At 53.8% G+C, this 22,218-nt stretch carries 25 protein-coding genes and 2 tRNA genes; 12 read left to right on the top strand and 15 right to left on the bottom strand.

The window, feature by feature from the left end; translation table 11 throughout:
* Positions 1-49: 49 nt before the first annotated feature.
* The 4 genes from PYRFU_RS04100 to PYRFU_RS04085 all read right to left on the bottom strand — a co-directional run bounded on the left by PYRFU_RS04100 (position 50) and on the right by PYRFU_RS04085 (position 2,957).
* The gene (locus tag PYRFU_RS04100; protein WP_167827832.1) at positions 50-1,069 is read right to left on the bottom strand and encodes a potassium channel family protein; all 1,020 of its coding nucleotides are present in this window, start codon (positions 1,067-1,069) and stop codon (positions 50-52) included.
* 225 nt (positions 1,070-1,294) lie between these two features.
* On the bottom strand, positions 1,295-1,864 hold the full coding sequence (locus PYRFU_RS04095; protein ID WP_014026373.1) for an Rpp14/Pop5 family protein: 570 nt from the start codon (positions 1,862-1,864) through the stop codon (positions 1,295-1,297).
* A gap of 2 nt (positions 1,865-1,866) precedes the next feature.
* Positions 1,867-2,505 (bottom strand): RNase P subunit p30 family protein, encoded by a 639-nt coding sequence (locus PYRFU_RS04090; protein ID WP_048191556.1) that lies wholly within the window; start codon positions 2,503-2,505, stop codon positions 1,867-1,869.
* On the bottom strand, positions 2,502-2,957 hold the full coding sequence (locus tag PYRFU_RS04085; protein WP_048191555.1) for an RNA-binding domain-containing protein: 456 nt from the start codon (positions 2,955-2,957) through the stop codon (positions 2,502-2,504). Before PYRFU_RS04085 ends, PYRFU_RS04090 begins: the two co-directional genes overlap by 4 nt.
* Before the next feature lie 134 nt (positions 2,958-3,091).
* Between PYRFU_RS04085 and PYRFU_RS04080 the strand changes: the two genes are divergently transcribed.
* Positions 3,092-4,258: an amidohydrolase family protein gene (locus tag PYRFU_RS04080; protein WP_048192398.1), complete on the top strand. Its 1,167-nt coding sequence runs from the start codon at positions 3,092-3,094 to the stop codon at positions 4,256-4,258.
* Here PYRFU_RS04080 and PYRFU_RS10605 read toward each other — a convergent pair.
* Entirely contained in the window at positions 4,255-4,569 is a 315-nt protein-coding gene (locus PYRFU_RS10605) for a hypothetical protein (protein ID WP_014026369.1), read from the bottom strand. The two genes, PYRFU_RS04080 and PYRFU_RS10605, sit on opposite strands and share 4 nt — an antisense overlap.
* A 174-nt stretch (positions 4,570-4,743) precedes the next feature.
* Here PYRFU_RS10605 and PYRFU_RS09900 point away from each other — a divergent pair, with 174 nt between their 5' ends.
* Positions 4,744-5,379, top strand: a complete 636-nt coding sequence (locus PYRFU_RS09900) for a 50S ribosomal protein L11 methyltransferase (RefSeq protein WP_167827831.1) — start codon at positions 4,744-4,746, stop codon at positions 5,377-5,379.
* Here the strand turns inward: PYRFU_RS09900 and PYRFU_RS04065 are convergent.
* Together PYRFU_RS04065 and PYRFU_RS04060 are read right to left on the bottom strand one after the other, a co-directional pair.
* A complete protein-coding gene (locus tag PYRFU_RS04065) occupies positions 5,360-5,608 on the bottom strand; it encodes a hypothetical protein (protein ID WP_014026367.1) in 249 nt (82 codons plus the stop codon). The two genes, PYRFU_RS09900 and PYRFU_RS04065, sit on opposite strands and share 20 nt — an antisense overlap.
* Positions 5,609-5,670: 62 nt before the next feature.
* A complete protein-coding gene (locus PYRFU_RS04060) occupies positions 5,671-7,425 on the bottom strand; it encodes a chloride channel protein (RefSeq protein WP_014026366.1) in 1,755 nt (584 codons plus the stop codon).
* A gap of 178 nt (positions 7,426-7,603) precedes the next feature.
* Here PYRFU_RS04060 and PYRFU_RS04055 point away from each other — a divergent pair, with 178 nt between their 5' ends.
* A complete protein-coding gene (locus PYRFU_RS04055; RefSeq protein WP_167827830.1) occupies positions 7,604-8,920 on the top strand; it encodes a phosphoadenosine phosphosulfate reductase domain-containing protein in 1,317 nt (438 codons plus the stop codon).
* On the opposite strand, the gene PYRFU_RS04050 is transcribed toward PYRFU_RS04055, so the two are convergent.
* The gene (locus PYRFU_RS04050) at positions 8,871-9,737 is read right to left on the bottom strand and encodes a DMT family transporter (protein WP_014026364.1); all 867 of its coding nucleotides are present in this window, start codon (positions 9,735-9,737) and stop codon (positions 8,871-8,873) included. The two genes, PYRFU_RS04055 and PYRFU_RS04050, sit on opposite strands and share 50 nt — an antisense overlap.
* 190 nt (positions 9,738-9,927) lie before the next feature.
* Between PYRFU_RS04050 and PYRFU_RS09895 the strand changes: the two genes are divergently transcribed.
* Complete coding sequence (locus PYRFU_RS09895) at positions 9,928-10,377, top strand: NUDIX hydrolase (protein WP_014026363.1); 450 nt, start codon at positions 9,928-9,930, stop codon at positions 10,375-10,377.
* On the opposite strand, the gene PYRFU_RS04040 is transcribed toward PYRFU_RS09895, so the two are convergent.
* The 5 genes from PYRFU_RS04040 to PYRFU_RS04020 form a co-directional block, all read right to left on the bottom strand.
* On the bottom strand, positions 10,348-11,085 hold the full coding sequence (locus PYRFU_RS04040; protein WP_083818498.1) for a tRNA(His) guanylyltransferase Thg1 family protein: 738 nt from the start codon (positions 11,083-11,085) through the stop codon (positions 10,348-10,350). The genes PYRFU_RS09895 and PYRFU_RS04040 overlap by 30 nt on opposite strands.
* A complete protein-coding gene (locus PYRFU_RS04035; protein ID WP_014026361.1) occupies positions 11,048-12,337 on the bottom strand; it encodes a 3-phosphoshikimate 1-carboxyvinyltransferase in 1,290 nt (429 codons plus the stop codon). The genes PYRFU_RS04040 and PYRFU_RS04035 overlap by 38 nt, the downstream gene beginning before the upstream one ends.
* On the bottom strand, positions 12,337-13,305 hold the full coding sequence (locus PYRFU_RS04030) for an amidohydrolase family protein (protein ID WP_167827829.1): 969 nt from the start codon (positions 13,303-13,305) through the stop codon (positions 12,337-12,339). Before PYRFU_RS04030 ends, PYRFU_RS04035 begins: the two co-directional genes overlap by 1 nt.
* A gap of 10 nt (positions 13,306-13,315) precedes the next feature.
* Positions 13,316-14,764: a proline--tRNA ligase gene (gene proS, locus PYRFU_RS04025; protein WP_014026359.1), complete on the bottom strand. Its 1,449-nt coding sequence runs from the start codon at positions 14,762-14,764 to the stop codon at positions 13,316-13,318.
* A 107-nt stretch (positions 14,765-14,871) separates the two neighbouring features.
* Positions 14,872-15,234: an ATP synthase subunit C gene (locus PYRFU_RS04020; RefSeq protein ID WP_014026358.1), complete on the bottom strand. Its 363-nt coding sequence runs from the start codon at positions 15,232-15,234 to the stop codon at positions 14,872-14,874.
* Between the two features lie 159 nt (positions 15,235-15,393).
* On the opposite strand from PYRFU_RS04020, the gene PYRFU_RS04015 reads away from it, so the two are divergent.
* The 4 genes from PYRFU_RS04015 to PYRFU_RS04000 all read left to right on the top strand — a co-directional run bounded on the left by PYRFU_RS04015 (position 15,394) and on the right by PYRFU_RS04000 (position 19,035).
* Complete coding sequence (locus PYRFU_RS04015; RefSeq protein ID WP_014026357.1) at positions 15,394-16,341, top strand: PLP-dependent cysteine synthase family protein; 948 nt, start codon at positions 15,394-15,396, stop codon at positions 16,339-16,341.
* A 44-nt stretch (positions 16,342-16,385) separates the two neighbouring features.
* A tRNA-Ser gene (locus tag PYRFU_RS04010) sits at positions 16,386-16,503 on the top strand.
* A gap of 56 nt (positions 16,504-16,559) precedes the next feature.
* Complete coding sequence (locus PYRFU_RS04005; RefSeq protein ID WP_167827828.1) at positions 16,560-18,035, top strand: class I adenylate-forming enzyme family protein; 1,476 nt, start codon at positions 16,560-16,562, stop codon at positions 18,033-18,035.
* Positions 18,036-18,162: 127 nt separating this feature from the next.
* Entirely contained in the window at positions 18,163-19,035 is an 873-nt protein-coding gene (locus PYRFU_RS04000; RefSeq protein ID WP_048191548.1) for an SDH family Clp fold serine proteinase, read from the top strand.
* Here the strand turns inward: PYRFU_RS04000 and PYRFU_RS03995 are convergent.
* Complete coding sequence (locus PYRFU_RS03995) at positions 19,032-19,403, bottom strand: 6-pyruvoyl trahydropterin synthase family protein (protein ID WP_014026354.1); 372 nt, start codon at positions 19,401-19,403, stop codon at positions 19,032-19,034. The two genes, PYRFU_RS04000 and PYRFU_RS03995, sit on opposite strands and share 4 nt — an antisense overlap.
* Before the next feature lie 78 nt (positions 19,404-19,481).
* Between PYRFU_RS03995 and PYRFU_RS03990 the strand changes: the two genes are divergently transcribed.
* The 4 genes from PYRFU_RS03990 to PYRFU_RS03975 all read left to right on the top strand — a co-directional run bounded on the left by PYRFU_RS03990 (position 19,482) and on the right by PYRFU_RS03975 (position 22,036).
* The gene (locus tag PYRFU_RS03990; protein ID WP_014026353.1) at positions 19,482-19,730 is read left to right on the top strand and encodes a hypothetical protein; all 249 of its coding nucleotides are present in this window, start codon (positions 19,482-19,484) and stop codon (positions 19,728-19,730) included.
* A gap of 42 nt (positions 19,731-19,772) precedes the next feature.
* Complete coding sequence (locus tag PYRFU_RS03985) at positions 19,773-21,056, top strand: RsmB/NOP family class I SAM-dependent RNA methyltransferase (RefSeq protein WP_014026352.1); 1,284 nt, start codon at positions 19,773-19,775, stop codon at positions 21,054-21,056.
* Between the two features lie 3 nt (positions 21,057-21,059).
* Complete coding sequence (locus tag PYRFU_RS09890; protein WP_014026351.1) at positions 21,060-21,500, top strand: molybdopterin-guanine dinucleotide biosynthesis protein B; 441 nt, start codon at positions 21,060-21,062, stop codon at positions 21,498-21,500.
* 104 nt (positions 21,501-21,604) lie between these two features.
* Entirely contained in the window at positions 21,605-22,036 is a 432-nt protein-coding gene (locus tag PYRFU_RS03975; protein WP_014026350.1) for a hypothetical protein, read from the top strand.
* Positions 22,037-22,040: 4 nt separating this feature from the next.
* Here PYRFU_RS03975 and PYRFU_RS03970 read toward each other — a convergent pair.
* Positions 22,041-22,117 (bottom strand) — tRNA-Lys (locus PYRFU_RS03970).
* Between the last annotated feature and the right edge of the window lie 101 nt (positions 22,118-22,218).

The following is a 22,218-nucleotide window of genomic DNA, read 5'->3' as shown; positions in this document are numbered from 1 at the left end:
CGCTGAGTATCTAGAGATGCTGACTGGGCTGAGCGTGGACCCTCCCCCGCTAGCACGTTTCCTCCTCTCTAGGCGTGACGACAACTATGGCATCAGACTCTAGGATTATGAGCGAATCTGGCGGGTTTGGTATCAGGGCGGTTCCTCTTCGAACAGCTATCGGCGTGCAACCCTTCTCTCGCAGAAGCCTCATTGCCTCACCGAATGGTTTGCCTGCGAACCTCTTGCCAGGTATCTCTTTGAACTTAGCCTTGCCGTAGGCGGCGGAGGCCGCATCCTCGACGAACATGGCTGCGCCAGGCTCTAGCAATGCTGCAGCGAGGAGCCTGCCTCCCAGGCTCCTAGTGGCAAGCACTATATCGGCACCAGCCTTGTGTATCAAGTCAACATGCTCCGGGTAGAGTGCTTCAGCCACGATTCTCGCTCTGGGGTTTAACGCCTTCACGGCTAGGACAGTGAGAGCAGTCTTAGCGTCGTCGTCGAGTGCGACTATGGCCATTGAGGCTTTGTCTACGGAAGCGCGGAGCAGAGTCTCAGTTCTAGTCGGGTCGCCTCTTACAGTCGTAGTCATCTCGTCGTGAATTACGGGGCCTCTCTCGTGCACCAATACTATATGCTTGGCTACGTTTAGGCTACGTAGCTCGTTATAGGCGGACTCTGTTGCAGGGTTCCATCCGATTATCACTACGTGACCCTCACCCTTATACACTATGAGACCCTCGCGACGACGCTGAGCTGCCTCCATGAGTCTCTCGGCGGTCACTGAAACAAGTGACGTGAAAGCAGCTATGCCAGCAACGATGGTTATGCATGCCACAATCTTACCTAGAGGTGTTTGCGGTGTGATGTCACCATAGCCAACGGTAGCTATGGTTACAAGGGCCCAGTAGAGCGCGTCTGGGAGGTTAATTCCCTCCACTATGGAGAATGCAATGCCAGCAGCAATCCAGACGCTAAACGCGAACAATACTATTACAATCTCGGTGTGTGTTAGCAACTTCCTTGTAATTCCGACTATCTTCTTGTACAGTGCTATGAGCACGCCAGCAAAGACTGGCAACAGCGCCATGCTCCCTATCACCTCGCCGCTATGCGTGTGCGCGGGCACGGATAGTGCAAACGCCTTATAGTGTAAGCTGTGCATGGAGCGGGTCAGGCCGTCGTGAATTCCTCATCAATCAGACTGGGACGGCTTCATCACACCCGTGGATGATTAGATAGACAACAAGCTTAAAATCGCATCGTGAGCTTTCACCGCGAACATAACAATATGTTGCGTGAGTGTGTGGCGTGTTTAACCTGCTCTGGCTGGTAGCTTCTCGAGTATACCTAGGTAGCGTCTAGCGGATTGTATAGTACCAGCAGTACGCAATGGTACTATATGGACGCGCGTACCGCCAATGCGATTGACCAGTAGTAAACCAGCTAGTACAAGGTTAACGGCGAGGTGATTCGTACGTATGATAACGGCTCCTCGCACGGGATCATAATAGACGATGGTTGGTCTAGCTTCGGCTACAGCAAGCTCGCCACCTAGTCTCCTCAACCCCTCCTCGATAGCCGTCTGGACTACGCGTGGATCTGGAGGCAGCCTATCCTCGTAGAGTATTAAGGCTGCCACGTAGCGTCTCCTTCTTCTCCTTTTAAGCTTCCTAGCCTCCTCGATGTCGTCTATTACTTGCACAGTCTTTGCGACAATAGCCTCGAGTTTTGAGATGCGTGAGATAGCTTCACGAGTGGTTCTTTCTACACGCGCGAGACTTCTAGAAGTGTTTCTAGCGATGAGGAGGGCAGCTATCGCAATAGCGGCGGATATTAGAGATGCTAGCGAGACTAGTAGCGTGACTTGCGTTGACGTAGCCAAGCCTAGTCCCTCCTCATGCGTCGCCGTGCAATACTCCAGGGGTGTGAATAGGTGAAAGCCTTTGCATAGTTCTCGGGTACGCCCAGTGCGGAGAGGAGAGCCTCGATACTACGTGGTGGTATAAACTCCCACATGGTGGTGGCACAAGACGACACTACAAGCGGTACACTGTATGCAACAGCGCGGCGCGATACGACCATAAGCGTTCTAAAGCCCTGCTTCTGGCTTAATAGAGGCGTGACTTGTAATTCCACGGCGCCGCCTCCCATACGATGCAACCCAGCTTGGCTAGAATCCACCAAGCGGGCCATACCAGGTCGGACAACTACAAGATCTACCCTCTCGTCTCTTGCGGCGTACCTAGCGGCTTCGTCGCTAAGCGGCAAGACGGCGACAATATCATAGCCTTTCTTGCGCGCCTCGCTAGCCACGCGTGGCACATCGCCAGCCTTGCGCACCTCTATGGTAACTCGCCTTAGTACTGTGAGACCCGCATCCTCAAACACCCTCCTAACAAAACCCCAATCATCATCGTTAACCTCGACAGCAACACCGCCGATATTGGTGAGCGCGGCTAGAGCAGCCAGGTCGCCAGCATCGCGCCGAGTACGAGGTTTGATGCACATATCAAAGCCCTTCACGGCACTAACCCCAACTCCCTTGCGAACCTCTTAGCCTTCTCGGTGTTCGGTGAGCCACGGAACCCTACAACAACTCTGACGACATCGTCTCCGTCCATCAGCCTTAGCCTACCCAAGTATGCCTCCTGTTTGGAGAAGCGAAGGAAAAGCTTCCCACTCTTCTCATCATACCTTGCCTCGAAGCTGGTGTTGAGCAGAAGCTTGTCAGTATCATCCATCATGCTAGCTATGTGCTTCACAGCTCTCTCGGCATCCTCGCCTTCTAGTACTAGATTCATTCTGACAATAGGGTTTCCATGATGCCCCTCTAGCGTTACCCGCTCTATCCTAACCTTGTTACGCACGTCCTCCGGCAGGAACTTCAATAACGCCTCCTCTACCTTCCTCAAGTCCTCAGTAGCGTGTGCATGGACGGCAAGTTCTAGGCTGCGGACTCTTGTGAGACTCGCCACTATAACCTGCCCCTGTACGACTGCAGGCAAAGACGGTCTAATGTGAGATGCGGGCGGTAGTAGTTAATCAAGCCTTATTCAAGCCAGGGTTAATAGAAGCGGTATCCTATCTTCGCGGCTGGGGCCACAAGTTGTTGAAGGCGCTTTACGCGCCGGTCCTCTACACTGGTCTTCCCGGCGGGATAGAGAAAAACAAGTACATAGTCTTTGACGAGGAAAGTGGCAGGATAAAGGAGGTTGTGAGTGAGAAACCACGTGATGTCGAGGTAATAGACCTGGGCAAGGATATAGTTGTGACACCTGCCTTCATTGATCCACACTCGCACATCGGTATGGTGAGGCATGGTGAACCAGCAAGCGAAGAAGAGAGCAACGAGAGGTTCGACAGTGTTCTACCGTTGGTAGATGCGATATACTCGGTGTACATGGATGATCAGTACTTCCGTGAAAGTGTCGAGCATGGCGTCCTATACTCGTGTGTGCTTCCTGGAAGCGGAAACATCATTGGTGGGAGGGGCGCGTTAATACGCAACTGGGCTCGCAACATCGAGGAGGCGTATATAGGCTCTTGTGGGCTGAAGATGGCGCTCGGCTACAACCCGAGGAGCACCACTACGTGGAGAGGTGTGAGGCCATACACCAGGATGGGCGCGATAGCATTGCTCCAAAAATGGATTATCAAAGCTAGGGACACCCTGATGCTCATAGAGAAGGGTAAGAAGGACTTGGAGGAGGTCGAGCCGGAGGTCCAAGCGCTTATCCCGGTAGTGAAGGGCGAGGAGAAGCTGCGTGTGCATGTGCATAAAGCAGATGACATAGTAGCGTTGTTCATGTTGAGATATAGGCTCGGCTTCCTGAAACCACCGTTCTTCACAATAGAGCATGCGTGCGACGTGCATGAAGAGTGGGTGTTCGAGCGTATAAAGAGAGAGGGCGTGCCGCTGGTATATGGCCCAATAGACTCTTGGGCCTATAAGACAGAGCTTCGGCACGAAAGTTACAAGAACATGAGGTTGCTTGTGAAAGTCAAGCCGTTCTTCGCCCTTATGAGTGACCATCCTGTAGTGTTGCAGCGTAACCTCTTCCTGCAGACGAGATTCCTGCTGCGATATGGGATGGATAAGACCGAAGCTCTGGCTACAGTGACCTACAATGCCGCCAAGATACTAGGCTTGGATGCTGGCGCTGTCAAGCCGGGATGGAGGGCCAGCTTAGTAGCCTGGAAAGGTGACCCGTTCAGCATGGAGTCGTACCCAGTGATGGTGATAGGAGAGGGTAAAATACTGCATGAAGAGCTCTAGGCGACGGCTTCCGCCTCTCCTGTACCTCGAAGGCCGGAGATAAGTGACGATAGGTGTAGCTCGACACCCGTTAGTGGCGCGTGAAGCCGCCTGGCAGTCTGGAGTAGTTGCACCACGCGTGAAGCGACATCAACATCTATTCTTATCGAGCGTATCGTGGGCCTCTTGAGCTCTTTACCGCAACGTGGACAGCGGCCACCATGCATGTAGATTACCTCGCTGGGAGTGGGGAGGCCGTAACTACTCTGCCCGACGCGCGCGAAGACATAGAGTGGGAAACCGCATCTAGAGCAGCGATAGACAACGGGCAAGGTGCGCGCCCACCAGAGTGTTACCTAATACATCTACCTCTGCTTAACTTGAACCACCGTAGTACTCCACACGATTGTAGAAACAACTCCTCTTTGCTTTCAACTGAGACACGAATGGTGTTTTGATGTAGATGATTAAGGTAAGACCGCCAGCGTACTACCAGGCGCTGAGTGTTGAGCTTCCGGGGGCTAGGCTATGTGTGCACTGTGGAACCTCTCTACGAGATCGAAGCTTGCAACACTAGGGTGACAATATGTCGACACGTCTATGAACCGAGCACCGACACTTGGCTAGCCATGCAAGTGCTCGAGAAACTACTCGCTACAGCCGAGAAACCCAGGATAGTACTAGATGTTGGTACAGGTACGGGTATACTAGCAGCGTGCGCATCTCTAGCAAACACATACGTTGTAGCTATAGACGTGTCACCGTGTGCAGCTAAATGTGCAAGGATGAACCTTGCTAACACATTATCGGATGTTGTGCAGTGTGATAACCTCACGTGTATTAGGCCTCTGCACGAGGTATTGGTGGTGTATAACACGCCATACCTCCCCGTAGAGGACGGTGAAGAGCTGGGCCTGGAAGCACTAGCTTGGAGTGGAGGTGCGCGCGAGGCTATACGCACTATGAGGATGATGCGGTCGTGGGGTAAAGGCTGGAGAGCGTTACTAGTTGCCGCTGAGACATCGCCATTCGCCGATATACTCAGCGAGGCGGAGAGGCTAGGATTAAAGCTGAAAGTCGAGGCTAGGGCGCCCGAGGATATGTTCAACGATGTAATAGTCTTTACCGTTGAGCCTGGGTAAGAAGCCTCACGTATGCTATGTTAGACACTATCACCAGGTAGGTGCCTCCCTGCGTACCATACCCGCTTCCCACGCTATAGCTGCGCACAAGGATAGCCTCACTGCTCAAGTCTTCCACGCGGCCATAGAATGTTCTTCCATCCCGCAATGCAATCTCGACAAGATCACCTGTACAGACCTCTAGCAGGTCTAGGAGTTTGGTGCATTTGCGGCTCGGTGAGGGGGCCACCTCGCCATCCCCCTTGTGGGGTCGCGCTAGGGGGACTGATCCCCCGGGTTACCTCACAGCCCCTATTCGAAGACCTCTTCAAACTCCTGCTCTAATACCTCTTCGTATATCTGCATAAGTGTCCGTAGCAAATCCGTCTTTGTCAAAATGCCCAGAAGGTAGCCAGTCTTATCGCATACGAAGAGACGGTCTACATCCCTTCGTATCATGGCTAGGCTTGCCTGCAGTATACTAGCATCGGGTGATATTACCGGTGCCGGGCGTACGAGCTCGCGCAGCTTAGTGGTAGGGTCAACAGCTATCATATCCTCAAGCTCGACGTAGCCCAGCAGTATGCCGTTAGTATCTACCACCGGGTACGCTATGTGGCTCTTCTCAGCAGCTATCCTTAGCGCGTCGCCGACGCTCATCTCAGCTGTAAACTTTATTGGATTCTTATTGGCGGCTTCAAGTACACTTAGAGTCTCTAGCCTCTTACGTAGCTCGTGATGCTCTACAAGACGGTGTAGTAGGCTCGCTAGTGCAAGCTTCTTGGCTACCTCCCTACGCGGTAATTGGTTGCTATGAATGCTTGTGCCCATGGATAGCAGGTAGGCGAGTGTTGCGGCGAGAGCTGATGGTATGAAGGCGTGGCCTCCTAGGACCTCAACGCCGAAAAGTACAGCGCTAATAACCACGCTGTTAGTGCCTGCGAAGACGCCAGCTATGCTGGCCAGTATGAGGACGTTGAGGCTAGCCTCTGGTAATAGTCCTGAGAGGCCATACCCTAGTAGACTACCTATCGTGACTAATGGTAGGAAGATACCTCCAGTGCCGCCTAGTGTGAGGCTGGCTGTCGTCAATACAGCCTTTTCAACCGAGGCCCAGAGCGCCTCGGTGTGTGCAAGCTCTAGCTCATTATGGAGGGCTTCGACTGCAATATGCTCGCCGCCGCCCAGTACGAAGGGGTGACGCCGGCTAGCCAGCCATATTATGGAGGTTAGTAGTAGTGGGCCTGCAAGCTTTGACACCTTGACTATCTCTCGGGATAACTTTGAGAGTAGATGCTTGGACTCTACCATAATTCTGGCGACTATTGAGGCTGCTAGACCGGCGACTAGACCGGCTATGATATCTTCCAGCGTGGGTATAGGCGAGCCGCCGAATCTCACAGCCATTATGCCAGCGGGACCAGTTAGCGCTACACTGACGAGGTATGCCGTAACTGTAGCTACTAGGGTCTCTAGGAAGACACCTGTCTCCAAATCTCTACGGTAGAGCACCTCAAGGACGAACGTCATTGCTGTGAGAGGTGCCTTGAAGACTGCTGCTACGGCTGCACCGGCGCCTATGAGTACATGCTCCTTAGCCTCGTAAGCCGGCTTATTCAGCAGCTTGCGCGCCATTATGTATCCTATGTAGCCTCCCAGTATCAGCGTGGGTCCTTCCGGGCCAACACTGCCGCCCGCAGCGACCGTGATTAGAGAGCCTACGACAAGGACAAGCGCGGCTATGCCTGGTATGCGGCCCCCATCGAAGTGGTAATATTCCAGAAACTTGTTGGTAGATGAGCCCTCGTACCATCCGTACAGCTTTACGAGGGCAAGCCCAACAACCGAGAAGAGTGCTATCGATGTGAATAGCCAATAGTCGCCAAGGAGCACCCTTATCGCGGCGCCAATCTCCTCGTAGTAGCTAAAGAGTAAGCCGAAGACTGCTGCGGCTAGGCCGACTACGAGACCGATAAGCAGAGGCTCTATAAGCGATTCGAGGATGAATGTGCAGCATACGCCTCGTGACGCACTAATAGCATCTGTGTGACGCTGCGATGACGCCACGTCTTCCTTACCCGAATAGCTGCTAGCCGGTATACAAGGTAGAAGTTAAACCATTGGCTTTAATGCTTGATAGACGCGTAGAGGGGCGGATGACGAGGACCTTTGGAGCTGAATGGTGGTGAGACGCGGAGCACTGACGCCCCAATTACCCCCACTTGTATCCACCGGTCATTAGCAGGTGGATGAGCTAGTGGCGGGGCCTAGAAGGAAGCTAGTCAAAGAGATCTGGTGGAGTATCGAGGATAACACGTTGCTGTTTAGCAAGCCCATTGGCGAGAAGGCCTATCATTATAGGTTTGATAGTGACGTGTGGCTGCCAGGCCGCTACGAGAGAAGAGTATTCGCTAACTTGATCCGAGACATGTACGGTGTAGAGTACAGTGATAATCGCCTCTTGTTATTCAATCGCGTGTCGCTCGGCGAGTTCGCGGTTGCAGTGTATGGCGAGGGATTGCGACTAGGTGTGCTCGAATATCGCGGGAGAAGCTGGGTTCTCCATGCTACGGGCGCTCTGGCCTCCATACTCGTGAGTATTGGTGCCGAAACGGTCAGGGTAGAGACGAGGAGACGCCTCAAGTCTAAGAAGATAAGGCTAGATTCGGATAGGGAGCATGTAATTGTCGAATCTGGTAGCCATGTCGGGCCTGCTGTGAGAGTAGGGCCAGGAATCTATAAGGTCAGGGATATGGCGCCTAAGGGGTTCCGTCTTCTGTCCGACACTGGCATAGAGAAACTAGTCGAGCGTAATGAAGCGTATCTCAAGAGCCTTGAGAGAGAGGCTGTAGGGTTTGCGCAGAGGCTTGACCCAGGCCCAAACAAGAAGGTCTATGTTGCGTTCTCCGGGGGTGCTGACTCCACGGCAACTCTTGCCATAGCGGTTGAGGCTTTCGGCGCTGATAGGGTGACTGCCGTCTACGTGGACACTGGCATAGAGTTTCCAGATACACTCCACTATGCCGAGAAAATAGCCTCGGAGCTTGGCGTTGATTTCGTGGTTGTCGAGTCGGGTGGCGTGTTCTGGCGTGAATTGCCCAGAGAGGGGCCGCCTAGCAGGGATAGAAGATGGTGCACGGCTAAGCTCAAGATAGAGGCGCTCAAGAGATTCTATGAGCACGTGCGGCCGCGGCTCATACTAGAGGGTGTAAGAGGCTTTGAGAGTCAAGCTCGTATGATGCTCGGCAGCGTGACTAGTAGTCCCGTCGCGCCTACTGCACGGAGGGCCTTCCCGATATACGAATGGAGTAGGTTGGAGGTGCAGCTATACCTCGCGTGGAAAGGTCTTCCCACAAACCCGCTTTACGATAAGGGGTTGACGAGGATAGGATGTGTAGTGTGTCCGGCGATGCACCTCTTCGAGTTATGGGACGTGTCGCGAAGGCTCTACCCCTATCTCGTCGAGTCTATACTAGAGAGGTTTGCGGTGCTAGTGGGTAGGGAGATAGTAACTAGTGGCGACTGGAGGTTCCTCGGTGGCCCGGCGGAAAAGTGGCGATAATAGCAGCTATGAGCACGAGTAGGGAGTATAGTACGTGTTCCAATGGTGGCTTCTCGCCTATCACTAGATACGCTAGTAGTGCGGCGCCGAGGGGCTCGGTGAGTACAGCGCCGGTTACCACTGTTGCTGGGAGTGATGCAAGTGCGTAGTTGAGTAGTGTGTGGCCAACAAGCATAGGCACTAAGCCGAGAGCTACAAGGTAGGGTATTGAACGGTAAGGTGCTGCTAGCGGGTTGACTCCTAGTGCTAGAGAGGCAAGCGTGGTGATAATCGCGGCAGTGGCGTATGTCGTCGTTGCTAATAATGTGGCTGGGTATCCCTTCACTCTCGCATAGCGTAGTAGCAGAAAGTAGCCGGTAACAGCTAGGCTAGATGCTATAGCGTATATCACGGCCTCGAGATTAACTCCTGAAGCTGTGAACGTGATGGCAGCTAGAATAACAAGGGTTATGCTTAGGCTACGAGTCCATGATATTATGCCTGTGGCGCTCTCGAAAAGGGCGGTGAAAACGGGGTACGTGCAGACAAGTGCCGTTGAAGCTAGCACTGTTGCTAGTTCGAGACTCGCGAACCACAGTATCATGTGGAGTGCGAGTAGGGAACCGGCAAGCAGTGTTAACGTAAATGGCGGCAGTATGGGCCTGGTGTTGCGGCTAACCAACTTGTATGCTATCCAGGCGCCAACAGAGCCTATGGTAAACCTCCACCATGCTGCTACTAGTGGGTCGACGCTAGCCAACTTTACTAGGACGGCTGCCCACCAGACGGCAAAGACGCCAATAGCAACGGCTGCATATGCCCGTGAGGCGCTGGTCAAACCGTTAAACCCTTGCATGGGTCGAGGAGCATAGGGTGTGATGTGTACACCGGGGCTGAGCCCGGTGAGGATAGACCCCGAGCCGATGTGTGACGAGGGCGTCCTAGACCGAGGGTGATGGCGAGCAAGCTGAGCGCTGACCCCGTTTCACTTACAAGGGATTGGCTGAGTAGACGAGGTGGGCAGAATTGTGCCAGCCCGGCACGCCGTACTAGTGTCGACGAGATGCATCATAATACGTGGGGGGCGGTTACTAGTTCAGCGGGGCAAGAAAGGCCACTATAGGCTCCCGGGAGGCCGTGTAGCAAACAGCGAGACGATAATCCAGTGTCTCAAGAGAGAGATGCTTGAAGAACTCGCGCTGGAGATAGATGTGAGAAAACTGCTCTACATCATAGAGGCGTTCTACAGGGGACGTGGTAAGATAATACACGAAGTAGGTTTCTACTTCGAGTGCGGCGCTGATGGTGAACCAGAGCCCCAGGAGAGTCACATTGAGGTGTTATGGGTGGATCTTGACGAGACTAGTCTAGCGCCTCTTCGTCCCCGCGTACTCGCTACGGTACTCCCATACGACTGGCGCAGGGGCTGGGACGGCACGCCTCGATACCTAGTATCCTTTGAGGACGATGTCAGGTAGGCAGGGGCCATCTACTTCTATAACGCGTCGACGCTCAACAGCAATCCCTATAGGCTCTATGTGTCGTCTTGTCGTGACTCTATAGATGCAGGAGCCTAGCGCAGCCCAAGGCTCGCGTAGCGGGTCTAACCCTGCACTCCTAGCCAAGCGAATCCTGTCAATCAAATGCCCATCGAGACTCTCGACTCTAAATCCATGCGCCTTGAGCAAGCTATTAACGTAGTTGTTGAATACTATCCTGGCGCGATACAAGAGGTACTCTAGCGCGTCACGCTCATCTCGTAGAGGAACGACACGTGAATCAAAGAAGAGGTTGCGCGATAGTTTGAGCGAAACTATGGAGGAGGCTAAGCCAGCAGATATGCTAACTATCTTTTCAAGTCGGCCGGAGTAAGGCAACTCGTCCATCACTATTATGTTTATCTCGTCGCTTCCGATGTAAGCCATTCTGCCGTTCATTCTCTCTAAGAGCGCTGAGGCTGCATCAAGAAGTGCTAGATGTACGCGATAGTCGCGTGGCCATTTGAAGCCTGCAAGTGCCTTACCAAAACCTACACCATCTAGCCTAACTGCTATCGGTGGCTCTAGCATAGTCTCGACACTACGTTCAGCACTCTTGAACCTCTCTTCGAAGGAGTGAGGATTGATGCTGAGAAGCATATCAAGAATGTTATAGTTTCTTTGCAAGGCCTCCTGCCTCTGCATCATGGTAGAACTCGGGCCATATCCTGGATAGGCACTCCGCTCTCTCTACAAGGATTGTAGTAGAGGCTGTGGCGGCGAGCGTGGCCGCAGCGGGCAATACATGCGGAGATGTGCATGTCGCCACGGGCTCGCTGGGTAGCAACTGGGGCTCGCCCATTACGCGCAGTCTCTCTGGGCCGGACTCGACACTATAACCCAGGCTCGCCAGCAAACCAATAACCTCCTCAGCATCGTCACGGTAGCTCTTGGGCACATCTTCTACTGTAGCCTCTCCCCTACGAGCCGCTGCCAAGGTCAAGAGCGGCGCGGCATACTCGGGGTAGTCTAGTAGCCAGAACTTGCTCCTAACTTGCTCCTCAACCCCCGAGACTACGAGTTCGCCACTATTGATGGATATTTTGTAGCCAAGCTGCTCGAGAATCATCTTAGACAAGCCAATTGGCTCATAGGGAGTGTTGCCAGCCTCCCAAGCCTTCAGCGTAACAGTGTAGCCGCTTGCGGCTAGCCCAGCTAGGTGAAGTGCTAGTGCGCACTCCGGCCTATTGACTAGCCTCTCGCCGCCCTCACCAGGCTCGATGCTGAAACGGTTATACGCCGGAGAGTACTCAATGCTAGCTAGCTTCTCGGCAGCATAGACCGCGGGATCGATATCTGACTTTGCTGGTGGGTCACGAGGCCAAACAAGAACATACGTCCTTGCAGGTGCGGCTAACGCCGCGACAATCAGCCCGGCGATGTGTGCCACTGTATCCTCGCGCCTCATGACGCGCCATAGGCCGGCTCTCAGTCTCCCTCTCCCCACAGACTCTATGATCACAAGGGATGAAGGAGAACCGGCAGGCCAAGCTCTACCCCCATAGACCGCAACCGCCTCCAACAACGGCCTCCAATCCGCCTCAACAAGCTCCTCGCAACCTCTCAGCGTCACTCTCATGCCTGGCGGGGCTACGGCGCCAGCAACAACGCCTATGAAGGTGGCATAGTCGAAACTACACCCAACGTTTATGACAGCTTCGCCTCCAGCACGGCCCGGGACATACTCCACACGTACTCTATCCCCCTCAACCTCCACGCTATGGCCCAACTTTGACGCGAATACCTGGAAGAGATGCAGCGCTTGCGGTGGGATCCTTTCCACAATACCGCCGCCTGCCGCCAAAGCAGCCGAGAGCAGCACTAACCCGCTCCACACCGACCCAGGTAGCCTAAAGTGTAATTTTGCGCCTTCGGCTGGCGGCAACAGACGCAACTTCATCACAACCACCTCGTGTCGACATACGCTATCGAACCTCCAGCGATAGTGGCAATAACGCGTGGCCGGGCAGTTAACAGTGACATGGGCCTTATATCCTCCAGTTGCTCGTTAAGCTCGACTAACTGTAGAAACGCTTCACTACCATTAACTAGCTTCACCTCGCGTCCTATGATCAGTTTTGATGCACGTAAAGCAACTGAGAATAGCTTCTCAAGAGGTATGCTGCTCCAGTATGCGGCCTCCATCATGGCGCCAAATGCTATCAAGTTACTCCACGCATCGGCGGTCAACCCGCCAGTCCCAAGGGCCATCACATCCATGTATGCTGGTCGCGGTGGCAAACCTCCCCGGAAGAACGCCTGAGCGAAGGGTAAAACGGCGATAATCGACTCGTTTCTCTTGACAGCCTCGACTTCCCAACTAGCAATCCACGACCCAACAACGACGCCCTTCAATAGATTGTTACGTTCTAGCCATTCCACAGGAAAGGCGCCAAACCTAGAACGCCAGGTGTAAACGCTACGCCTAGTCAACGCGACCGCCGCAACAACCATGCCGTCACGGTCGTCGCCTATCACGCGCGCATCTGGCGTCACGATCCTCGAGGGCGTCACAAGTTTAACGCCGTTGTATTCGCCCCCACCCTCCAACGAGTATAGTATGGCGCCGCAGTACCCACGGCGAGCAAGCTCTGAAGCCACGTGAGTAGGGTTATAGTCGCTAGCCGGGTCGGCAAGTATCTCATCCAACCAGTCTCCGTTGCGTACACGAGGGGCGTGAAAGGCGTCAAAGAAGCATGGAAGTGCTACAAGCTCGCCTTTACAATCAATCACAACATCGGCGTGGCTGTTATCGCCTATGGTGAGCCTACCCTCCTCAATTAACACGTCGAGAGGACCACGACGATAAACCCAGGGCTCGAAGGCCTCTACGACCCCGGCGCAGTTACGCAACAATATACGTCTCATGTAGCGCACCTCAATACCTCTTAGCAAGCCTCAGCGACGTCGCTGCCGGTCTACCACATACGGGGCATGAGGCGCCTCTCACCCACTCAGGTGGTTGCAGCGGGGAACCTAGCACCTTGGCGTCAGTTAACTCCTCCATACGTTTTCCACACTCCTCGCGTCCACACCATGGCACCTCGACTATGCCTCTCTTCTCCTCTAGCAACTTTCGAGCCTCATCAAGAGACTCGCTGCGATGCACATAGCTCCGGAACCATTTCCACGCCTTCTCTCTCATATTACGCCCTATATCATCAAGCAGGTGGAGCACTTCACTGATGACCTGGTCGCGTGGCACCGTCTTCTTCTCTAGGGTATCGCGCCTAGCGACAACTACAGTCCTGTTCTTAACGTCGCGCGGACCGACTTCAAGACGCACCGGGACGCCCCTTAGCTCCCAATCATAGAACTTGTAGCCTGGTGTAACGTCACTCCTCCAGTCAACGTAGACTCTTACACCCTTCTCCCGAAGCTCCTCAACAATACTATCGATGTACTCTCGTACCTTTCTCGTCTCTTCCTCACTCTTAGCCGGTATGGGAACAACGACGACTTGTATAGGTGCGACAATGGGTGGAAGTACAAGACCACGGTCGTCACCGTGGATAGCTATTATTGTTGCTATCACGCGGTCAGAGAGACCATAGCTAGTCTGCCAGATGTAATCTAGTGTTTCGTCGGGCAGCTGTATCTTCACATCAAACGCCTTCGAGAAGTTCTGGCCTAGGTTGTGTACAGTGCCTATCTGTAGTGCTCTACCGTCGGGCATTATCGTGTCAAACGCTATCGTGTAGACGGCGCCCGCGAACTTGTCCCACTCCGGCCTCCTTGATATGAGGTACGGTATGCCGAGCGCGTCAAAGAATCGTTTGTAGACGTCTATAGCCTCTAACACCTGGCGCTCGCTATCGTCGAAATTCGCGTGTGCCGTGTGAGCCTCCTTGAACGTCGTTACCTCGCGGAGACGAATGAGCGGCCTCGTGGCCTTTGTCTCGTAGCGGAAGATGGACACTATCTGATAATACTTGGCTGGTAGCTGCTTGTAACTCTTGATCCAGAAGCTCTCCATGTAGGTTATTGCGGTCTCGCTAGTCGGCCTAAGGGCGAGCTTCACATCAAGCTCTTGGATACCGCCCCTAGTCACCCAGTAGACCTCTGCTTCAAACCCTTTGATGTGCTCAGCCTCCTTTCTCATCAAATGCTCGGGTATAAGAAGCGGGAAGAGAACCTCATCGTGGCCCGTTTCGTCTAGAAGTCTCCGGATTAGGTCAGTGACTAGCCGCCTTATCTTGAAGCCGTAAGGGAGCCAAACCCCCATGCCCTTCACTGGGTAGTGGCTCCAGTCGTAGATACCGGCCGCCTCGAGAACCCAGTCAAACCAACGTGGAAACTCTTCACTCCAGCGTCGTCGCTCAGCCACACATACCCCCGCAAGGCAACGGCATACACGAAGTTATAAGCTGGCATACGCGGCACATGGGATGGTAGAAAGATGTTACGACGGCCTTTTAAAAAACGGTGTGTGTTTTACGCGCTGATCCACAGCAGTATAGATATTAGCAGACCGTATAGCGCGATACCCTCGCCCAGCACGAGGATGATGAACATCCTACCGAAGTACTCTGGCTTCTCAGTCATGGCGGCGATCATAGCTGCGCCAGCCTGGCCCACAGCATAGCCGCCACCGATACAGGCAAGGCCTACAGCTAGACCAGCGCCGATTAGAGTGAGACCCTTGGAGGCGCTAGCCACATCGCCGGCAGCGGCGGCAGCTAGGGCAGATACGCCATTCGCTATCAAGAACGCCGATAGTGCTAGCATGGCGAGTATCGACATTGATACTAGCTTGACTAGTAGCTGTGCACGCCTCAAAACCTTCTCCTTGCTCATTGTGTCGGTACCTCCGTTCGACCAGCTGCCGGCTACTTGATAAAAGTGTATCTCGGGTGGGCGGAGACGCCCGCTATATCAAGTGGTTCTCCCGCGGGGCATTACCGTCCCATCTTTATCACTCGCTATATTAGCATGTTGTGACTAGGCTGAAGCTCTATGCGGATGTGTGCAACGCGTGTAGAAGATACCCCCTTGCATCTTGTTGGTTGTACCCCTGCAGTCTGGCTCCGTAAACATGACCCTAATAGCGCCAGAATACTCGTGAAACTCGAGTACATGAACCCCACGGGAAGCCACAAGGATCGCATAGCACTCTATATGATCAAAGACGCTCTTGAGCGTGGAAAGGTGCAACCCGGGGATACGGTCGTAGAGGCTAGTAGCGGTAACACGGCTGTCTCGGTAGCATGGGTTGCTCGCCTCCTGGGTCTACGTGCCGTCATAATAGTCCCCCGTACAACGAGCAGCGTTAAGATAGGTTTGCTGCAGGCCCTTGGGGCAGACGTTAGGTTCGTCGAGACAGCTAACATGGACGAGATGGTTGAAACTGCGAAGGAGGTGGCTAACGAAGTCGGGGGATACTATCTCGACCAGTTCAGCAATCCTGCCAATCCTCGTGCACACTACGAGACCACGGGTCCAGAGCTTTTCGAGCAGGCGGGTGGACATATTGATGCGTTTGTGATGGGTGTTGGCACTGGTGGAACGATAACTGGTGTTGGTAGATTTCTACGTGAAAGGCTCGGCAGGCGCGTGAGAATAATCGCTGTTGTCCCGAGAGGCTCGCCTATTGCCGGGGGGCCTGGCGGCAGTGCAGCTGATAGGATAGAGGGGTTGGCAGGTGATTACAAGAAGCCCAGGAATTTCGATGAAAGCGTAGTTGATGAGATAGTCGAGGTACCAGCCAGTGTCGCCGAGGAGACAGCGCTTCGTCTTGCGCGCGAGGAGGGGATACTAGCAGGGCCGTCAACGGGTGCCGCTCTCTGGGTAGCGATGCGAGTGGCGCAGGAATTGGGTTCAGATGCCGTGGTTGCGAGCATAGCGGCTGATAGTATTCAACGATACCCTTGGTTGTTGGAGAGGGTGTCGCAGAGCCGGACATGAACGAAACATTAAAACAACCCGAAGCGGGCCAGGAATACCTCGGTGCCGGGGTGCCCGAGCGGCCCAAGGGGGTGGGCTCGAGACCTTTTCCGGCTACGAGAGGGTGGGAGACCCACTGCCCCGTGCAGGGGCGCGCGGGTTCGAATCCCGCCCCCGGCGCCACTCTCCTTCACGCCTAAAGCCTCCTACCGGGCCCTCGGCTCCGCATGGTGCAGGGAATGGTTGTGGACAAGGGTCCGAACTATCGCGACCCCGGACGTCCCATGCACGAGATAATCTCTGGACACGCTTCCAGGAACCCCGAGAAGCCAGCAGTGATATACGAGGATGGAACAAAGTTGACCTACGGGGAGCTTGACGAGCTGTCCGGTAAGCTTGCAGCGGCTCTGGCAAGCGAAGCCAACGTGAACAAGGGTGACGTAGTCGCGATAGTAATGTTCAACAGGCCGGAGTTTGTGGTGGCTTACCTAGGCGCGCTTAAGGCTGGTGCCCGTGTGGTCGTCATTGACGCGCTAAGCATGTCGGAGGACCTCGAGTATCAGCTTAATGACGCCAAGCCGAAAGCCACGATAGTGGACTCTGAGGTATATGGTCGCGAGAAGGATCGCGAGATCATAAACAAGCTTGGTGGCAAGGTATACCTGGCTGAGAAGCTGAGGGAGGCTCTAGCAGGTTTCGAGGCTGGCGGTATAAAGGTAGAGTATGATGCTGATGCGCGCATCTTCTACTATGCGGGTATTGTGGGTAGGACTCTCCAAGTTATACACACGCACCGCAGCTTCGTTGGTGCCGTGGCGCCACTCGCGCAAGCCGAGGGTATAAACGAGGAGGATGTGTCACTAGTCACATCTCCACTGTCTCACGTGCTGGGTCTCGATGCCGCTCTATTCACGGCACTATATGCCGGCGGGACAGCCGTTATGATGAAGAGGTTTGATGAAGAGAAGGCAGTCAGGCTGGCAAAGGAGTATGGCGTGACATACATGGTGGCGGCACCTCTCGTCTATCAGAGGCTGCTCGAGAAGGGTGTAACCCGAGACAACCTCCCGAGCCTAAAGTGGGCAATGAGTGGTGGTGCATATCTCCCGCCAGAGGTGCAAAAAGCGTGGATTGAGAAAGTTTCGCCACTACTACAAGTCTATGGGATGACTGAAGCGCCGCAGTGCTTCGCGACGACGATAGAGAGGAATAAGATTGGTAGTCTGGGCTTCCCGCTACCCGGTGTTGAGGCGAAGCTCGTCGATCCTGAGGATGAGAGTCGTGAGGTTGGCGTAGGCGAGAAGGGGGTGCTCCTAATCAAGGGTCCGATGGTAATGAAGGGTTATGCGGAGCCCGAGGAGACCAAGAAGGCCTTCCGTGGAGAGTGGCTCTGGACGGGCGATATACTTGAGAGGGATGATGAAGGGTTCTACTACTTCCGTGGCGTCAAGAAGAGGATGTTGAAGTACAAGGGGTATCCAGTATTCCCACGCGACCTTGAGATACTCTTGGAGAAACATCCTGCAGTCGCAAAAGCAGAGGTCTATGGCGAGCCCGATCCTAGCGTGGGCCAGATACCGGCAGCAAGGGTATGGCTAAAGCCTGGCTATGAGGGTAGCGTGAAGCCAGAGGAGCTAATGGAGTGGGTTAACACGAGGGTAGCCCCGTACAAGAAGATAAGAAAGCTCGTGATAATGGGAACTCTTGAGAAGTAAGTGCGTTTTTAGACTCCTCAAATCGTACTTCTGTGATTAATCGCTATCATAAACATTCGCATTGTATTTTTAATTGCCGAAGCATATACGGACATGTAGAGGTGCGGTCATGACGGCGCCGGTGGGGATGCAAACGGTGGACATCGTTGGCCTATTGTTCTGGCTGCTTCTCCTGCTATTGGTACTCCAACCGTGGTTGAGTTACAGTAGGCTACAAGCGGCGCGAATGGAGCTAATCAAGCGCATCGAGAGGAAGTACGGGTGGCGAGTAATCACGTTGATACACAGGCAAGAGCGCGTGGACTTCCTCGGCATACCAATATACAAGTTCATAGACATTGACGATTCTGAGGCTGTACTACGTGCAATTCGCACCACGCCACCCGACAAACCAATAGCGTTGATCGTACACACTCCTGGTGGACTTGTACTTGCAGCCGCACAGATAGCAAGGGCGCTAAAGAGGCATCCTGGCAAGAAGATAGTGATAGTGCCGCATTACGCAATGAGCGGCGGTACACTGATAGCATTGGCGGCAGACGAGATATTGATGGATCCGAATGCTGTGCTGGGGCCTCTAGACCCACAGCTTAGCGTCGAGCCAGGTGTCACTGTGCCGGCGCCTAGCATCCTTCGAGTCGTTAAGGAGAAGGGCATCACGAACGTGAGTGACAAGCTACTCATAATGGCTGATATAGCGGAGAAGGCGATTCGCGAGGTACAGGAGTTTATAGTTGAGCTTTTGAGGGATAAGATGGGTCTCGAGAAGGCACGCGAGGTTGCAAGGATACTAACTGAAGGCCGCTGGACGCATGATTACCCGATAACGGTGGAGAAGGCTAAGGAGCTCGGCTTGCCAGTTAAAACCGAGGTGCCGCCCGAGGTGTATGAGCTAATGGAGCTATACCCGCAGGCGCCGTATAACAGGCCTGGCGTGGAATACATACCATACCAGCCAGCTCACCATCCTCCGCGTCAGGCGCAGAGCGCTGGCAGTTAAGGCTCATAGATGGCGCAGAAATCTGGTGTTTCACATACCTCTACTCTTGCGACGCGATATTCGCCACCTAGTTTTTCAGCCACCCTCTTAGCCAGCCATGAAGCCAGAAGCTCTGAGGTAGGATTGTCGACGCCCAGTACCTCGTTGAGATTAGCATGGTCTAGCTCTGAAAGCACGCTGTCAACACTCCTCTTCAACATGTAATAGTCGATGACCATGTTCAAGTTGTCGAGACTATGATCTACCCTCTCGACCCACACTCTAACCACGTAATTGTGGCCGTGAGGGTTGCGGCACGGCCCGCTGTGATTTTTCAGCGCGTGGCCAGCCACGACGTACGTCGTGTAAACTACAAGATATCTAGGCACTTCTCACACCCTACATAGCCGGTATAGACGCTACTAGGCTATGGGGGTGACTCTAGCATATCTAGCGTAGAGTGTCTAGTGCTAAAGGCGATAAAACGCGGGATTAACACTGTGGAGGCGTTGAGTGCTGCGTTGAAATTGCCGCGTGGTAAAATAGAGGCTATACTAGGCCTCCTGCTATCCCAAGGGTATATACGCGAGGAGAATGTAAAGCCGGGATGCTTCGCGTGTCCTCTCAAGCGATTCTGTATAGTCTCTAGACTTGGGTCTAAAACGCGAATCTACACGGTTGTCAAGATGCCGGAGTGGTGTCGGGAGCGCAACTGATAGGCCCAGATGCTCCATGGTATTTGGCGGTGAGACTAGAGAATGGTGCTGCCCGAGGAGATAGCCGCGTACATACTCGCGATGACAGTCCGGAGAAGAACCAGCCTGAGGAGCGTCGCGGAGGAGTTCTTCGAGAGGAATCCAGAGCTAGACTACATGAAGCCCATTGTGCGTGTTCTCACACTGGGCGTTGCAAGAAACTTCATGTTGCTTGACCATGCGCTCGAGAAACTTGGCTATGGTCCCCCGAGCCACGCGAGAAGCTGGATGCTCGCGCGTGTCCTGGCTTATGAGGCGATATTCGGGAAGCTGAAGAGAAGTAGAGTGGAAAAGCTCGCGTCGAAGGCGAGGCTTAAGCCAGAAGACGTTTACAAGCTGAAAGGTGTCAAACCGAGTGACATCGTTTCCGACCTGCACGGTATCGACAAGTTGGCGGTGAGGTACTCCTTCCCACGCTGGATACTGGAAGAGCTGTTAACGGCAGGCGTGTACGACCTGGATGCACTCCTAGAGGCTTTGAACCGAGACCCAGTACGATACATACGCGTTGCTCCTGGTGTTGACCGGGTAAAGCTGGCGAAAATGTTGCGCGAGGAGGGCGTGATAGTAGAGCCTGATCCACGCCTCCCAGACCTAATGAGAATCGTTGAGGGTGCTGATCGCGCGGCAAAGACAAAAGCGTATGAGGAGGGTCTCTATACTATACAGGATAAGGCGTCTGCACTCGTAACTCACTTGTTGGAGCCACAGGGTGAAGTGGCTGTTGACTATACTGCTGGTGCAGCGGTAAAAGCGTCGCATGCAGCGTGGCTAGGTGCTCGTTTTGTGGTGGCGTGTGACATTAAGCCATTGAGGTTTACAGGCAGGTACGGCGCGCGAGGATTAATCTCAAGGTTGAAAGTTGGGCACGTGATAGATCTCGTGGTGGCTGACGCCAGAAGGCCAGCAACACGACCATTAAAGCGCATCATTGTTGATCCGCCATGTAGCGACATAGGAAGGCTGCAATACGAGCCAGAGATCAAGATGTGGTTAACCAGAGGCGACGCTAAGATGTACTCTAGGATACAGAGGCAGATACTCAAAGCTGTAGTTGAGCATGCTGCGCCAGGGGCGCGAATAGTATACTCGGTGTGTACACTAACCTATAGCGAGGCAGAGAGAGTCGTCAAGAGAGTGTTAAGGGAGAGTAGTGGTGTGAACCTTGTGCGCATAAAACCACCGTTTGGCGATGAATCGCCAAAACTACCCGGAGCCATACGCACATACCCACATAGGCACGACTCGCAAGGCTTCTTCATCGCTGTTCTGGAGAAGGAGGGTTGAGTGTTGCGCATAATCGTGATTGTGGGCGCGGGGCGTAGTGTGGGCAAAACACTCCTAGGCGAGACTATCACACGAGAGGCTTCAAGAAGAGGCCTAAAAACATGGGTTGTTAAGCATGTGCACCACGGAGTGGACTATCGTGTTAAAGATACTGGGCGCTACCTGGCATCCGGTGCTGCAAGAGTCTATGCCATAGGCCCAAACGAGACTATGGTTGTTGAGCCGCAGACGGCGCGCCTAGAGGAGATCGTGCGTGAAGCGAAAGAGAAGCATGTAGACCTGCTTATAGTGGAGGGGTTCCGCGGCCATATAGACACTCTTAGGAATGCTGGCGCCCTCATAGTATGCATAGGCGTTGACGATAGCGCGTGTAGCGTGAAACTAGAGCCTGGCTTTAACCCAGAGCATGAGGCGCACCGGATCCTGGAGATGACCGGCCTGTAACAAATCGTGGATATGCCGTGCTAATGGGCTTCAAGGGGTAAAGCCTCATAGGGTTGCACCGTTGAGGCTCGTAGTACGGGTATAGAGCAGGAGAGGAGACTATCTTGGTGCGGGGGGCTCGGCCCCTTGCACCACAATCGTACGTAAGCACAAACCTAGAAGGTGCGAGATTCTTCGTAATACTATTGGGCGCAGCTATACTAGTGCTGCTCGGCATAGCAGCATTTGCAGAAATAACTGGTATGCACGGTTCCTGCCTACGTGTCAATCGTGCATCGAGTGCTATAATACAGACTAGTGAAGGAGCAATAGTCAGGCTAGCCATCCGGAATTACTGTAGTCACGATGCACGCATAGAAAATGTCACGCTCGAAACTCCTGAAGGAACAATGAGCATACTACCCGGGTTAACTCTAGAGCCTGGGCAGCAAGTGATACTAGACCTGGATGCGCCGCACGGCATTACTCACGCCAACGTAACAATAGTGTATAATGTTGATGGCGTCAAGATGAGTAACGTTGAGAATATAGGGTAGGTTGTGGCGGGCCGGCCGGGATTTGAACCCGGGACCAACGGGTTAAAAGCCCGCCGCTCTGCCGGGCTGAGCTACCGGCCCAGTCTCCACTTTTACACCTGCCAGCTTCCAACCCTCCCCATAAGCATTACGTTGCGAAGTTGTGTTCTCGTATTTTTCACGGCATCTAATCTGTGTGTTGC

It is taken from the genome of Pyrolobus fumarii 1A (genome assembly GCF_000223395.1).
GTDB classification, from domain to species: domain Archaea; phylum Thermoproteota; class Thermoprotei_A; order Sulfolobales; family Pyrodictiaceae; genus Pyrolobus; species Pyrolobus fumarii.
This window is presented reverse-complemented; position numbering and strand designations above follow the sequence as displayed.

Bases quoted from the DNA above. Each gene is read 5' to 3' on its own strand.
- PYRFU_RS04100 (WP_167827832.1), bottom strand. From the start codon at position 1,069: ATGGCGCTGTTGCCAGTCTTTGCTGGCGTGCTCATAGCACTGTACAAG.
- PYRFU_RS03985 (WP_014026352.1), top strand. From the start codon at position 19,773: ATGGTGCTGCCCGAGGAGATAGCCGCGTACATACTCGCGATGACAGTC.
- PYRFU_RS04005 (WP_167827828.1), top strand. From the start codon at position 16,560: ATGGTTGTGGACAAGGGTCCGAACTATCGCGACCCCGGACGTCCCATG.
- PYRFU_RS04040 (WP_083818498.1), bottom strand. From the start codon at position 11,085: ATGATGCAGAGGCAGGAGGCCTTGCAAAGAAACTATAACATTCTTGAT.
- PYRFU_RS04000 (WP_048191548.1), top strand. From the start codon at position 18,163: ATGCAAACGGTGGACATCGTTGGCCTATTGTTCTGGCTGCTTCTCCTG.
- PYRFU_RS04035 (WP_014026361.1), bottom strand. From the start codon at position 12,337: ATGAAGTTGCGTCTGTTGCCGCCAGCCGAAGGCGCAAAATTACACTTT.
- PYRFU_RS04020 (WP_014026358.1), bottom strand. From the start codon at position 15,234: ATGAGCAAGGAGAAGGTTTTGAGGCGTGCACAGCTACTAGTCAAGCTA.
- PYRFU_RS04015 (WP_014026357.1), top strand. From the start codon at position 15,394: ATGCGGATGTGTGCAACGCGTGTAGAAGATACCCCCTTGCATCTTGTT.
- PYRFU_RS04030 (WP_167827829.1), bottom strand. From the start codon at position 13,305: ATGAGACGTATATTGTTGCGTAACTGCGCCGGGGTCGTAGAGGCCTTC.